Here is a 13595-nt window from a genome sequence, read left to right on the forward strand (position 1 = left end):
CGGAACGTCTCCGCCCTGCCTTTCGCCTTTAGCCGTGCAGGCCAAGCTCATTGGCGGTCTTCCAGATCCGCCAGTGATCATGTGGCATGTTGGTATGCCGCAGACCAAAGGCCCGGAACGCATCCTGCACCGCGTTGGAGAAGCATGGCACCCCGCCCACATGCGGACTTTCGCCCACGCCCTTCGCGCCGATGGGATGATGTGGCGACGGCGTGACGGTGTAGTCGGTCTCGTAGTTCGGAACCTCCCATGCGGTCGGCAGGAAGAAATCCATCAGCGTGCCCGTCTTCACGTTGCCCTGGTCGTCATAGGCGATTTCCTGGCCCAAAGCGACGGCGAGTGCTTCGGTCAGGCCGCCATGCACCTGTCCTTCGATGATCATCGGGTTGATCCGGGTACCGCAATCGTCCAGCGCGTAGAAGCGGCGGATGTCTGGCACGCCTGTATCCACATCAATATCCATCACGCAGACATAGGCACCGAACGGATAAGTCATGTTCGGCGGGTCATAGTAGCTAACCGCTTCAAGCCCTGGCTCAATCCCTGGAATGGCCTGATTGTAGGCGGCGAACGCGATTTCTTTCATAGTCTTGAACCGCTCGGGTGCTCCTTTGACCACGAAACGGTCGACGTCGAACTCGACGTCATCGTCATGCACTTCCAACAGATAGGCCGCGATCATCTGCGCCTTGGCGCGGATCTTGCGGCCAGCCATGGCCGTAGCCGCCCCGGCAACCGGGGTCGAGCGCGAGCCGTAGGTGCCCAGACCATAGGGCGCGGTATCGGTGTCGCCCTCTTCGATGGTGATGCTATCGGCAGGTAATCCGATCTCGGAGGCCAGTATCTGTGCGAATGTCGTCGCGTGGCCTTGCCCCTGCGAAATCGTTCCAAGCCGTGCAATTGCAGAGCCCGTGGGATGGATGCGAATTTCGCAGCTATCGAACATGCCGAGACCCAGGATATCGCAATTCTTCACTGGGCCAGCACCCACTATCTCAGTGAAGAAACTGAGACCGATTCCCATAAGCTTGCGCGTTTCGCCCCGTTTGAACGCCTCTACACGCTCGGCCTGTTCCTTGCGCAATCCCTCGTAGTCGACGGTGCTGAGCGCTTTGTCCCAGGCAGTGTGATAATCGCCAGAGTCATATTCCCAGCCAAGCGCAGCCTGATAGGGGAATTGCTCTTTCTTGATGAAGTTGATCCGGCGCAAATCTGCCGCGTCCATGTTCAACTCGATCGCCAGCACCTCGATCATCCGTTCGATGAAATAAACCGCCTCTGTCACGCGGAAGGAACAACGGTAGCTGACCCCGCCCGGCGCTTTGTTGGTGTAGACGCCATCAACCTCAAGGAATGCAGTCGGGATGTCGTAAGATCCGGTGCAGATATTCATGAAACCCGCCGGGAATTTGGTTGGGTCGGCGCAGGCGTCAAATCCACCATGGTCCGCTGTCACATGGCAATGCAACCCGGTGATCTTGCCGTCCCTGGTGGCAGAAATGCGGCCCTTCATCCAATAGTCGCGGGCAAAGGCGGTGGTCATCAGATTGTCCATCCGGTCTTCGATCCACTTTACCGGTTTGCCGGTGACGATGGAGGCGACGACCGAACACACATAGCCCGGATAGGCCCCAACCTTATTTCCAAACCCACCGCCAATATCGGGAGAGATCACACGGATATTGTGTTCCTCGATCCCGGAAATCAGGCTGACCACAGTGCGGATAGCATGAGGCGCTTGGAACGTGCCCCAAAGAGTCAGCTTGCCATTGACCTTGTCCATTGAGGCGACGCAGCCGCAGGTTTCCAGTGGGCATGGGTGCGTACGGTGGTAATACATGGTCTCTTCGGCAACGACCTCGGCATTGTCGATTGTCTCGAATGTTGGATCCTTGTCGCCCGCTTCCCACGTGAAGATGTGGTTGTGATGCTTTCGAGGACCATGTGCTCCATCGATTGGTTTGCCATCCTCGCCCACGGTGTCTTCACGCAGAACTATCTCTGATTCCATCGCCTTGAACGGATCGACCAGAACCTCAAGCTCTTCGTATTCGACTTCGACGGCCTCGATTCCATCCGCCGCCGCATAGCGGTCTTCGGCCACCACAAACGCCACTTCCTGGCCTTGAAACAGAACCTTGCCATCGGCCAGAACCATTTGCTTGTCGCCGGCCAGCGTCGGCATCCAATGGAGGCCGAGCGGTTCAAGGTCCTTGGCGGTCAGCACAGCGAGAACGCCGGGCACTTCAAGCGCTGCCGCCGTATCGATGTTGGTGATCCGTGCGTGAGCGTAGGGAGAGCGGACGAAATCTCCAAAGAGCATCCCGTCAAGCTTCACGTCATCGACGTAGTTGCCCTTGCCTTGAGTAAAGCGGGCATCTTCGACCCTTTTGCGCGAACAGCCCATGCCCTTGAGGTTCGCGGTGCGTTCCTCACGATCTGGTGTCATGTCATTCATTGGGCCGCCTCCTTGGCTGCATTCATTTCGGCCGCTGCGGCTTTGATGGACTTCACGATGTTCTGATACCCGGTACAGCGGCAGATATTACCTGCCATGCCAAAACGGATCTCTTCCTCGGACGGGTTCGGGTTCTCTTCGAGCAACTTTGCCGCGCGTGTGATCATGCCCGGTGTGCAGTAACCGCATTGCAGCCCGTGATGTTCCTTAAACGCCTCTTGCAGCGGGTGCAGCGCGTCAGGCCCACCGATGCCTTCGATGGTTGTGATATCCTTGCCATCGGCCTGCGCCACGAACATGGTGCAGGACTTGACTGATTTGCCATCAATGGTGACGGTGCAAGCGCCACAATGGGAAGTCTCGCAGCCAATATGCGGGCCGGTGATGTTGAGCCGCTCGCGCAGCGTGTAGATGAGAAGTTCGCGTGGCTCGGCAAGGAATTCCTCTTCCTTGCCGTTCACCGTGATCTTGTAGTGTTGTTTCTTTGACATCGGACGATCTCCTCACGCACGCGACCAGGCGCGCTCAATGGCGCGGGTCAGAATGATACCTGCCACGTGTTTTTTGAAAGCGACGGGGCCGCGGTTGTCCTCGGTGGGGTCAATATCACCGAGCATGGCGGCCACAGCGGTCTTAATGGCATTTGCATCGACGCCGGTGTCAATCAGAGCGGCCCCAGCCGCCTCGGAAAAGACCGGTGTGTCGCTCAGATTGGTCATTGCAATCGAGGCGGAGGCACAGGTGCCACCTTCTTTCACGATCTGGACTGCAGCAGCAGCGGTAGCATAATCGCCAATCTTGCGCTTTTGTTTTTCATAGGCGTAACCGCCATGCGGCGTTGGGATGGTGACTGCTGTCAACACTTCTTCGTCTTCCCGGGCGGTCATGTAGGCGGCTTCGTAAAACTCGCGGGCAGCGATGTCGCGTTCCCCGTCAGGACCCTCGACAGTGAAACGCGCATTCAGGCACTGCATCAGGCCGGGCATGTCATTGCCGGGGTCGCCATTGGCCACGTTACCACCAACTGTCCCCATGTATCGGACTTGCGGGTCGGCGATCTGAAGGGCAGCTTCGCGCAGAATTGGAGCGGCGTCAGCCAGTGCGTCGTGATCAATAATCGCGTGCTGGGTGACCATCGCACCGATGCGAATACTGTCACCTCCGATCTCGATATCAGACATGCCGCCAACATCCTGAAGATCGATCAGATGCGGCACATCCGCCATCCGCAGCTTCATCATCGGAATCAGGCTGTGCCCACCGGCCATGACGCGGGCATCATCGCCATGCTCTTCCAGGATCGACAGCACACCGGCCATGTCCTTGGGTCTGTAGTATTCGAATGCCGCTGGAATCATCGGCTCTCCTCCCTTCAAGCAAATGTTCTGGCTGAAAGGATCACTGCATGCGCTTGGATGGCGACGCTTCAGTAAATCAACAAAAAACAGGTATTTTGCACGAAATGCGCCCTAGGTCGCACGAATTGCGCCCACCTGCGATGCAAGCGCATCCTGAACCGTCTTGAGTTTGGATCGACTGACCGGCGCGGGTGGCAAACCATCCCCGTCGAACAGGCATCGGCCCTTATCCTTGGTACGCTCAAACCGCGCCACGCGCTGAGGATTGACAAGGTAGCTGCGGTGGGTCTGGAGAAATCCGGTGGGCACCAATCGCTTGGCGGCCTCGGTCACTGGCCAGACACAAAACAACCGATCCGTTTCGGTGTAAACTTGGGTGTAGTGCCCATCCGCGCGCAAAAACAGAACATCTTCGGCAGAGATGAAGACCTTTCCTCCATCCCGTTCGCAAGGAATTTGCAGCAATGGTTTTACATCCGCGGTCGCTTCTGTTGGCTCCGGGTCTTTCCTCGAAGGTCCTGGCAGGTAGGTCACGCTGACCCACAAGCAAGCACCAAATATGATGAAACTGAACAGGATTACGCCAATGGCCAGCGTCTCATTGCTCATCAACGGGCCAAACTCAACCCCACTTGGCACCGCGACGAAACGGGTGCTCGCCAGAGCAAGAAAATGAACGGTGCAAACCGCCGCTGCAAAACACAAAGTGCCCAGCAAAATGTTTCTGTTTGTTCGCTGCCCGTAGGCAATCGCGAAAGCCAGCATACAAAGCGCTATTGCAGCAATCGAGGACAAGATGACGCCACTGGGCGTATACACTGCCCGGCAAAGCTCCAAGCCAGCCATGCCAATATAGTGCATCGCCAAGATGCCCAACCCAACAACGCCTCCTGCCATCGCAATCGTGGCGCGGTTGCGTTCGGTGAAATGCAACAGAATAAGCGCAGCTCCGACGAGCAGGATCGCGACAAGCGCAGACACAAGTGTGATTGCAGCGTCGTAATAGAACAGGATCGGCATCTGAAGCCCGAGCATGGCCACGAAGTGCATGGCCCAGATTCCACCGCCAAGCGAAACAGCTGCAAGAGCCACCGAGGCCTTCTTTTCAAAGACCGGCTTCGTCGAAAGATCTCGCGTCATCGACAATCCTGTAAACCCTGCCACGAAGGCAACAATGCAGGACATGGCGACGAGGAAACTGTTGTGGCTGACGTCGAGAAACTCCATTGTCGCAAATTGGCTAAAAAGTATGCGTTTGGCAAATGGATCAACGATGTCGGACGTTCAAAGAGCGGTTACACATTAGGCGATGCCCAGCTCCGAAGCATTCGTGCCGAGGTGGCTAGCACGCTGCTATTCGGCGACTTTGAGGCCAAATCCGCCGTTCACATTGATTGGGTGAAAACCAAAATTTAAGGCTAATGAAGGTCTGCTCGGCCCCTCCCGCCGTCATCATTTGATGTTTAATTTGTGACTTCCAAAAGCTGTTTGGTGGAATGGCTAGAGATGCCTTTGGACCGCTCTAAAAACTTGCCAGTCTTCGGATAAGCCCTTCAGTTCTTTTGTTCCAGTACTTTCGAAGTCCAAACCGGACCCGGCCACCAGATCTTTTACTGTTCTGGAAACGACGATGTCGCCGCCTCTGCCCAATTCAGAGATACGCGCTGCAATGTTAACGGCAATTCCGCGCACATAATGCAAAGAAACTTCGACTTCGCCTGTGTGAACCCCTATGCGAACTTCCAGATTCAGCTTGGAAATGGCATCGCCAATCGCCTTGCCACGATGGATCGCCTGGCCGGGTCCGTCAAACGTAGCGAGAAAGCCATCGCCATATACTTGGTAGGCAATGTGCACCTCATCACTGTGCCTCCTTAGGACAACCCTATTGGCAAAGAAAGGCTATGAGGCACGCTTGGTTCAATCAATATCTTTTCAATCAGTAGTGAAGGCCAGAAGGCCAGCCCGTTAACCGATGGTTCGATCCTTATAGCAATCGATTATCCACAATTGTGCTTATGGTTTCGCTTTTTGTGCTAGCGTTGGGCAGTTGCGAGCACGCGCGTTTGAGTATGCTGACGAAAGTGGGAGTGTGGAGATGCTGGTTGACCGATATGGACTGACGCTGACGACCGGCCTGCCAGAGGCGCGGGACGCCTATGTCGCGGGGCTTGATCACATCCTTGCAGCAACGTTTGGTGCAAGCGAAGCTTTTTTCGCCGCCATCACGGCCGATCCCGGCTTCGCCCTCGGTCACGTTGGGCTTGCTCGAGCTCGAATGTATGAAAACGATATGTCTGGCGCTCAAGAGGCAATGGCGTCGGCCCGCGCCTGCGCATCTGGGTTGACTGAGCGCGAGGAGGGTCATCTTGCGGTATTCGATCTCTTGCTTCAGGGACGTGTTTCACAGGCACGAAGCGCAGTTCTGAAGCACGCTGCTCATCACCCCCACGATGTCCTTGTCGCGCAGATCTGTACCAACATTTTCGGTTTGATTGGAACATCGGGTGAGCCTGGTCGGGAAAGCACGCAACTTGCCTACACGACCAAATTATTTGATGCCTTGGGCGAAGACTGGTGGGTTATGAGCGTACACGGTCAGGCGCTGTGCGAAGTTGGGCGGCTTGATGAGGCCATGTCCATGATGGACGGCTCGCTCGCTTTGAACAACGCCAATGCAAACGCGTCACACTTCAAAGCGCACACACTCTACGAGCAAGGTTATGGAGAGGCCGGTCGCGCATACCTTGCCGACTGGATCGCGGATTATGATGTGCGCTCGGTATTGCACGGCCACTTAAGTTGGCATCGCGCTCTGTGGGCCTTGGAGCAAGGGGATGAGGCTGAGCTATGGACGATTTACGAGGGAGCTATCGCACCCGCAGCGTCCTATTCGTTGCCGATAAATGTTCTAACCGATGCTGCTGCACTTTTGCACCGCACTGAAATTGCGGGTCTAACAGTTGCGCCCAAACTTTGGCGCGACCTGAGCGAATACGCATCACGGTTTTTTCCAAACCCAGGCATGAGTTTTGCGGACATACATGGCGCGCTGGCACATGCAATGGCAGGGGAAGGAGAACGCCTTGCGGTTCTGACCGAAACAAGCTTGGGTTTTGCGGCAGATCTTGTTCGCCCGGTGGCCCGTGCGTGGGGCGCGATTGCGCGACAAGATTGGACGGATGCGCTGCAACAGCTGACTCCGGTCATGGCAGATCACGCTCGTCTGGGTGGCAGCCGCGCACAGCGTGACCTTTTGGAGCTGACTTACCTGAATCTGCTATTGAAATCCGGCCATATTCAAGAAGCTCATCGAACGATTACAGCGCGACGCCCGATCTTCAGTCATAATGCGCCCGTTGCAGGCTTTGTCTGAATTCACAAAGCTCTAGTTTATCAGCTCTTCTTACCCCTCCTTTAGCTAGGCTGCGCACGACCGGAATGGACTGGTTACTTCCTGATTACAAATCCCGTATCACGCCATTTATGGTATGCAAGCCTGATCAATCGCTCTGCAACCTGGTCGTAATTTCTGACAGGCGAGACCAGGATTGTAAGGTGACGGGCAAAGCAAGTGCGGCTTCCGCAAACTCCCACGAATAGCTGATAATCGAAAATATCATGCCCGGTGTCGCATCCAGGTTTTGGGTCGCGAACCACAGGTTGAATAGGAGCAGACCTATTAACAGAATGAAGATTACGCCATACAGAACGGCTTCGGTATCCGAGAGCTTTACTTCGAACCGGCGCAGTTTACTCAGGTGGACGAAAACCGGACGGTCACGTCGTTGTTCCAGAACACTGACCTGATGCTCCATTTGCTCATTCAGCGCACGGTTCCATTGCCAAAACGTCGAATGAAACAGAGCGTATACAGATATCATTCCGACAAGAACCCCACAGGCAGACAGGGCCAGAACTGGCGAGAAGTAAAACAGCAAAATTGCTGATACGACGAACTGCACCACCCCCGCGATTGCCGAAGGCAGGATCTCTTCAAGAAAGTCGGCCAGTTCGCGCCCCATGCCGATCCGGGCGTTCAGCGACGAAATTGGAAGATTTGAAAACCGCGCGGCAAGCGCCTTGCCCAATTCGACACGGATCATACCGTAGACACGTGTATCGTAAATCCGCCGGATCACGCTGATCATAGTGAGGGCAACCATGAGCGCACCTAACTGCACAAAGGGCTCAAAATCTTCGCTCAGCAATCCATCTATGGCGAAGCCGACGAACAGCGGAATCAAAACTGTCAGGGCAGTTTCAGCCAGGATCAGGAACCACGTAAGCCCTACGCGCCAGCGGAACACACTCAGAAGCGTGCCGATTGTCAGTTTTCGATCTGTCAGCATGGCGAATTACTGATCATAGTGAATGCGAACACGCACATCGCCCGGCCAGACCGAGGCAGCCTTGAAATCCGGCTCGTCCTGAGGGTCTGAGGCACCTGTTGAACCCAGCCCCTCCAACAGTTTTGTCTCAGTCATGTTCAGGTCATCGTCCTTGTTTTCGTCATGAAACAACAGCACAGCGTATGGGCCCGCGTTCAGGTCAGAAAACTCATGGCTGACGCTGCCTTTACGTGACGGAATCTGGGCGTAGTCAATGGCGCTCCAGACATCCAAACTGTCAAAGGCGCGCGCGTTATCGAATACAAGGATCACGATGTTGCCGTTGGCGTTGCGGATGCCGTCCACAGTCACATTCAGACCCTCGGCGGAGGCCGGTGTCGCAAGCGTTACCACGGCGAATGCAGGGGCTAGAAGGTTCCGTATCATGGCTTTGTCCTTTCTTCAGAAGGCTGCGGAAGGGGTGACTTGAAAATGGCAATGACATCCTCGGTGATGGCGATCAGTACCGGCACCAACAGCAGCATGAGGGCTGTGCCGAAGAGTTCTCCAAAAGCTAAAGAGATTGCCGCAGGGATCAGATACTGCGCTTGCTCAGAGGTTTCGGTCAGCAAAGGCAGCAGACCAATCACTGTGGTTGCGGTGGTCAGAAAGATCGCCTTGAAACGTCCAATGCCTGCGCTTCTCAGCGCCAGATTCACGGGCTGACCTTCCTCTCGCGCCTGATTGTAGCGGGTGATCATGACCAGACTGTCGTTCACAATCACACCGGTCAGAGCAAGCATGCCGAAGAACGAAAACAGCGACAGCGAGACATCCATGATCAGGTGCCCGACGGCGGCTGCGATAAAGCCGAATGGCACGATGGCCAGAATGACGAAAGGCTGCGAATAGCTTTTTAACGGCACGGCCATCAGCACATAGATCAGAACGGCTGCCAGCAACAGCGCGCGCTTCAGGCCATCGCTTATATCGGCCATCTCTTCCAGTTCACCGGCCGGCAGGACGGTTACGCTGGGATATTTGGCACGGAGTTTCGGGACCAGCTGCTCAAACACCGCCTGCCCCACCTCTTCGGGAGCAACAAGGTCGCGGTCGATGGACGCGGCTACGATGTTCATGCGCTTGCCGTCACGGCGATCGATAGTGCCAGAGGCATAGGTGCCCTCGATTTCGGCGACGGTCTCAAGCGGCACCCAGGCGCCGGATGCGCTGCGCAACCGGGTCTGCACCAGATCCGCCAACGTATCGCGGTTTTCACGCGCGTTCTGTACGACTACGCGGACTTCGGACCCATCGCGTCTGACCTTGGTCACCTCGGCCCCGCCGAACCCATAGCCAATCTGTCTGGCCAGAGCCTCGGCGTTAAAACCAAGGTGCCGCGCGTCCGGGCGCAGGCGGAGTTTCAGTTCAGGTTGGCCGCCCACCAACCCATCCCTTACATTTGCCACGCCCTCGATGTTCGACAGGAAACCTTTCATTTCGGCGCTGGCTTGCTGCAGAAGGTCTTCGTCTTTTGACGCCAACCGGATTCGGAACCCTCCGGCAAGCGTTTCCGATCCGGTGAACTCCAACTCGGTGGCGCCCTCGACCGCACCGACCCGGTCGCGCCATTCGCGGACCACGGAAAGGATCGGGACATTCGGACGCTCAGCTACCGGGATCATTTCAGCGAAAATTTGGGCATTTCCAGCGCTGTTGATGATGGTGAATACTGTCTGAACGGGTGGAGCAGACATACTCGCCTCTTCTGCAAGCTCGACGTTCAGCTCGTTCAACACGGCTTCGATCCGATTCACGTTCGTGCGGGTCAGTGCAAAGGGGGAGCGGGCATCCATTTCCAGGTTCATCGTGATGACCTGACCGGGCACCTCGGGAAAGAACACCGTCCTGACCTTGCCCTTGTACATCAGGCCAAGCCCCAGCGTTGCGGCGGCAATGAACAAGATCAGCACAGCGTAGCGCTGACGCACCGCCGCGACGAGCAAAGGCTGGTAGATGCAATCCCGCACCCAGTACAACCCGCCCTGCGCAGAATCCTGTACCCGCCCCCACAAGCGGGTCGGCAAGTATCGACGCTCTTGCCGCATCGAAACCTGCGCCAGATGGGCGGGCAGGATGAATTTGCTTTCGATAAGCGAAAAGATCAGCGTCAGGATCACGATGCCCGCGAACCCGGCAAGTACCTTGCCCAGCGGATTGTCGATCAACAGCATCGGGAAAAAGGCTGCGATTGTGGTCAGCACGCCAAAGACGGTCGCAAGAGCCACGCGATGCACGCCGCGTTCCGTGTCCCTAATCGGGTCCTTCCCCTTGCGGCGTTCTTCAAAAACGCTTTCGCCGACTACAACGGCATCATCGACCAGAACTCCCAAGGCAATGATCAGACCAAAAGTCGTGACATCGTTCAGCGAATAGTCCACCCATTTCGAGCCCGAGACAGCAAGCGCCCCCATGACCGAAACGGGAATGCCCATGGCAACCCAGAAGGCCAAACGCACGTTCAGGAAAATCGACAGCATCAGGGTCACAAGGATCAAACCCTGCACCCCGTTTGAGCGCAACAGCGCCAGACGGTCCGAGATGTAGCCAGCGCTATCACCCCAAACCTCGACCTGAACCTGCGACGGCAGCTGTCGGCTGAACTCGTCAATCGTGCTGCGCACGACATCACTGATCTCCAGCAGGTTTTCCTTCTGCCCGACCAGAACCTCCATCCCTACGGTTGGTTTGCCGTTCAGGCGAAACAAATACTCGCCGTCCTGAAACCCGTCTTCGATTTTGGCAATATCGCCCAAAGGCACATAGGACCCGTCGTCACGTTCGATGATCGGCAGAGCTGCGTATTCCGGCACGTATTTCGCCCTGTCATCGGCCCGCAGATAAATCGTACCGCCATCAGTCCTCAGACGACCTGCCTGAAAGGCCAGCGAATTCCCTTCGATGGCGCGGGTCACATCCGAAACCGTCAACCCATAGTGGCGCAGCAACGCCGGGTCGATTTCGATGCGTAATTCACGCGGTATCAGGCCCCAGATTTGCAACCGCGACAATTCCGGTTGCGCCAGCAACTCTTCTTTCAGGCGTTGCGCCAAGCTCTGCAATGTGGCGGGGTCTGTTTCTCCGAACAAGTTCAGATACAGCGCCGGGAAATCGAAACCCGAGGCTTCGATCACGGGTCGGCGCGCAGTATCAGGCAGATCAGTCAAGCCGTCGATCCGAATACGGACACGATCCAGGACGGCTTGTAGTTTCTGGCCACCTGCGCGGCGGACAGTCACGACACTTAGGTCATTTTGGGATCGTGATGTCACACTACGCACGCCCTCCAAACCTTCGAGGGCCTGCTCAACTTTCTGGGTCACCGATTCATCAACCTGTTCGGCTGTAGCGTCCGGAAACTCGATCGCGATTGTAACACTTTCCGGCGGAATGCGGGGGAAGCCTTCGATCCGAATGTTCAGCAGCGTTTGCACCCCAAGAAATAGGATCAGTGCCATCATCAGATTGGCAGCGACCGGATTTCGGATAAACCAGGATGTCAGAGCATGCATGGCTCAGCCCCCATCTGATTGCGGCGTCACCCGCTGACCCGGTAGAAACGAGGCCAAAGGTGTTTTGGCCACGCGCCACGGGCCGGTCCCTTCGGGAGCCGATACCGTCACTGTACTTTCGCTGCGGAACAGGATGTTCGGGCTAAGCCTCTGCAATTGGTCCTTATCGTCTACAAGCCAAATGTATCCCGCACGGGTCAGGACGCTTTCGGGTAGGGTTAATGTGTCCGAGATCCGGCGTCCGGGAATGTGAACCTGCAGGAAGTCTCCGGCGAGTATGCGTTCATCGGGCTTTGTGACATCCAGAAAGACCCGCACCTGCCGTGTGTCTTGATCCAGAAACCCTCCTCCACGCCGGACTTGAGCCCGCCCCAACGCTCCGCCCGAGCGCTGTGTCAGATCAGCAGTGGCGCCAGAGATCGGATGATCCAACAACGCCCAGTCCGCCTGACTAAACTCGGCGACCAGTTCGAATTGCTGGTCGTCCGAAAGGTGTATCAGGGCATCGCCTGGGTTGACCGTCTGGCCCAGGCTGGCAAAGCGATGGGTTACAAATCCCGAAAAAGGGGCGACAACCTCCGCGTCCTTCAGTTCATTTCGCGCCGCATTCAGCCGTGCCTGCGCAGCTGCAACGGATTTCTCGGCAATGCGCAATTGCGGTAGATTCACAGCCAGTTCGTTTGGCGGTTCTGTTTCATCCCGGTCAAACTGTCGTTGCGCGACTGTCACTTTGTTCTGCGCGCGCAATAACGCCAGTTCCGCTTGCTCAAGCTCCATCTCAGCGGCTGCAACGGCGCTTTGATAAGGTGCATTTTCGATTGAAAACAAAGGGGCACCCCGTTCCACCTTAGTCCCTGCCAAAGCGGCGTTGTGCACTGCAATGATGCGCCCGGACACAGCAGATCGCAGCTTGGCATCCCACCGAGGCCGAACTTCGGCAAACGCCGAAACCCGCGCTTGTACGGTTGCTGAAGCAACTGTGACGACCGAGACGGTCGGCGGCGGAGGTGAGGTCGTTGTTGCCTGAACATCAATTGTATCTTCTGTATCAAACAGGAGGATGGCGATCGCTACAAACAGTGCCAACGATGGTCCAATCCAAAGCCACCGCCGGGTCGGTCTTTGCCGAGTTACCAAAGTTTTGTCTGTCATAGACCAGTCTTTCCTGTGCCGCCGAATCCATTGCACCTTGTGGCATTCGATAGAGTGTCATATACTATGAACGATCGTTCGTTCAATATTAAGTTGAAAAAATGTCCGAAGACACCAGGAAGCCGGAATCAATCCGGGAAAAGGCAACAGCCAAGCGTCGCAACCAGATTTTGGAGGCCGCAGTTATGTGTTTCCTTGAGCGCGGCTATCATCAGACAGGCGTCCGCGATATCGCTGCGCGGGCGGGCGTCAGCCTTGGAAATCTCTATAATCATTTTCGCGGCAAACATGATGTGCTTGTAGAAATCGCAATACTTGAACGCCACGAGATGGAGCCGTTTCTGAAAATCCTGAACTCAGATGCGCCCGCGCCCAAAGTCATAAGAAAGTTCATCAAGGCCTACGCAAAATACCTTGCTGCGCCGGAAAACGTTATTTTAACATTGGAAATTTCGAGCGAAGCAGTTCGTCAACCGGACATCGCGCAGCTGTTCGTCGAGAACCGGTCGAGTTTGACTGAGGCCCTGGAAGCTGTAGTGAAGCGAGGAATTACCGGCGGTGAATTGCGCACCGTTCCGGATCCCCTTCAGGCGTCACAACTGGTGATCGAAGTTCTGGAAGGCAGTGCATATCGTAGTGTGCTGTCAGAAATGCCCATGACCGGGATCATTGTGTGCGCTGAAGACTTTATTATGAGTTCCCTGCTGGCACGTCATTAGTACGT

Annotated in this window: 11 protein-coding genes; 2 read left to right on the forward strand and 9 right to left on the reverse strand. The window is 56.1% G+C overall.

Annotated elements, in window-relative coordinates; translation table 11 throughout:
* Positions 1-28: 28 nt before the first annotated feature.
* The 5 genes from ACR0I1_RS13980 to ACR0I1_RS14000 form a co-directional block, all read right to left on the reverse strand.
* Positions 29-2458 (reverse strand): aerobic carbon-monoxide dehydrogenase large subunit, encoded by a 2430-nt coding sequence (locus ACR0I1_RS13980; RefSeq protein WP_480706934.1) that lies wholly within the window; start codon positions 2456-2458, stop codon positions 29-31.
* The gene (locus tag ACR0I1_RS13985; RefSeq protein WP_170392521.1) at positions 2455-2949 is read right to left on the reverse strand and encodes a (2Fe-2S)-binding protein; all 495 of its coding nucleotides are present in this window, start codon (positions 2947-2949) and stop codon (positions 2455-2457) included. Before ACR0I1_RS13985 ends, ACR0I1_RS13980 begins: the two co-directional genes overlap by 4 nt.
* A 12-nt stretch (positions 2950-2961) precedes the next feature.
* Positions 2962-3816, reverse strand: a complete 855-nt coding sequence (locus ACR0I1_RS13990) for an FAD binding domain-containing protein (protein ID WP_170564298.1) — start codon at positions 3814-3816, stop codon at positions 2962-2964.
* Positions 3817-3927: 111 nt separating this feature from the next.
* Positions 3928-5043 carry an MHYT domain-containing protein gene (locus ACR0I1_RS13995; RefSeq protein WP_480567406.1) on the reverse strand — a complete coding sequence of 372 codons (1116 nt, stop codon included), beginning with the start codon at positions 5041-5043 and terminating at the stop codon, positions 3928-3930.
* 273 nt (positions 5044-5316) lie between these two features.
* A complete protein-coding gene (locus ACR0I1_RS14000) occupies positions 5317-5673 on the reverse strand; it encodes an adenylate/guanylate cyclase domain-containing protein (RefSeq protein ID WP_480706935.1) in 357 nt (118 codons plus the stop codon).
* A gap of 241 nt (positions 5674-5914) precedes the next feature.
* Between ACR0I1_RS14000 and ACR0I1_RS14005 the strand changes: the two genes are divergently transcribed.
* Entirely contained in the window at positions 5915-7192 is a 1278-nt protein-coding gene (locus tag ACR0I1_RS14005) for a tetratricopeptide repeat protein (protein WP_480706936.1), read from the forward strand.
* A 127-nt stretch (positions 7193-7319) separates the two neighbouring features.
* Here ACR0I1_RS14005 and ACR0I1_RS14010 read toward each other — a convergent pair whose 3' ends face one another.
* The 4 genes from ACR0I1_RS14010 to ACR0I1_RS14025 are packed head-to-tail and all read right to left on the reverse strand — an operon-like array spanning position 7320 to position 12805.
* The gene (locus ACR0I1_RS14010; protein WP_170512798.1) at positions 7320-8168 is read right to left on the reverse strand and encodes an ABC transporter six-transmembrane domain-containing protein; all 849 of its coding nucleotides are present in this window, start codon (positions 8166-8168) and stop codon (positions 7320-7322) included.
* 6 nt (positions 8169-8174) lie between these two features.
* Positions 8175-8594 carry a DUF2141 domain-containing protein gene (locus ACR0I1_RS14015; RefSeq protein ID WP_480706937.1) on the reverse strand — a complete coding sequence of 140 codons (420 nt, stop codon included), beginning with the start codon at positions 8592-8594 and terminating at the stop codon, positions 8175-8177.
* Positions 8591-11719, reverse strand: a complete 3129-nt coding sequence (locus ACR0I1_RS14020; RefSeq protein WP_480706938.1) for an efflux RND transporter permease subunit — start codon at positions 11717-11719, stop codon at positions 8591-8593. The genes ACR0I1_RS14015 and ACR0I1_RS14020 overlap by 4 nt, the downstream gene beginning before the upstream one ends.
* Before the next feature lie 3 nt (positions 11720-11722).
* Positions 11723-12805, reverse strand: coding sequence for an efflux RND transporter periplasmic adaptor subunit (locus ACR0I1_RS14025; protein WP_480706939.1), 1083 nt, complete (start codon positions 12803-12805; stop codon positions 11723-11725).
* Positions 12806-12972: 167 nt separating this feature from the next.
* Between ACR0I1_RS14025 and ACR0I1_RS14030 the strand changes: the two genes are divergently transcribed.
* Complete coding sequence (locus tag ACR0I1_RS14030; protein ID WP_480706940.1) at positions 12973-13590, forward strand: TetR/AcrR family transcriptional regulator; 618 nt, start codon at positions 12973-12975, stop codon at positions 13588-13590.
* The last annotated feature ends 5 nt before the right edge of the window (positions 13591-13595 follow it).

This window comes from Ruegeria sp. B11, assembly GCF_056539785.1.

Coding starts and splice junctions, on each gene's coding strand:
- ACR0I1_RS13985 (WP_170392521.1), bottom strand. CDS start 2,949: ATGTCAAAGAAACAACACTACAAGATCACGGTGAACGGCAAGGAAGAG.
- ACR0I1_RS14005 (WP_480706936.1), top strand. CDS start 5,915: ATGCTGGTTGACCGATATGGACTGACGCTGACGACCGGCCTGCCAGAG.
- ACR0I1_RS13995 (WP_480567406.1), bottom strand. CDS start 5,043: ATGGAGTTTCTCGACGTCAGCCACAACAGTTTCCTCGTCGCCATGTCC.
- ACR0I1_RS14010 (WP_170512798.1), bottom strand. CDS start 8,168: ATGCTGACAGATCGAAAACTGACAATCGGCACGCTTCTGAGTGTGTTC.
- ACR0I1_RS13990 (WP_170564298.1), bottom strand. CDS start 3,816: ATGATTCCAGCGGCATTCGAATACTACAGACCCAAGGACATGGCCGGT.
- ACR0I1_RS13980 (WP_480706934.1), bottom strand. CDS start 2,458: ATGAATGACATGACACCAGATCGTGAGGAACGCACCGCGAACCTCAAG.
- ACR0I1_RS14015 (WP_480706937.1), bottom strand. CDS start 8,594: ATGATACGGAACCTTCTAGCCCCTGCATTCGCCGTGGTAACGCTTGCG.
- ACR0I1_RS14020 (WP_480706938.1), bottom strand. CDS start 11,719: ATGCATGCTCTGACATCCTGGTTTATCCGAAATCCGGTCGCTGCCAAT.
- ACR0I1_RS14030 (WP_480706940.1), top strand. CDS start 12,973: ATGTCCGAAGACACCAGGAAGCCGGAATCAATCCGGGAAAAGGCAACA.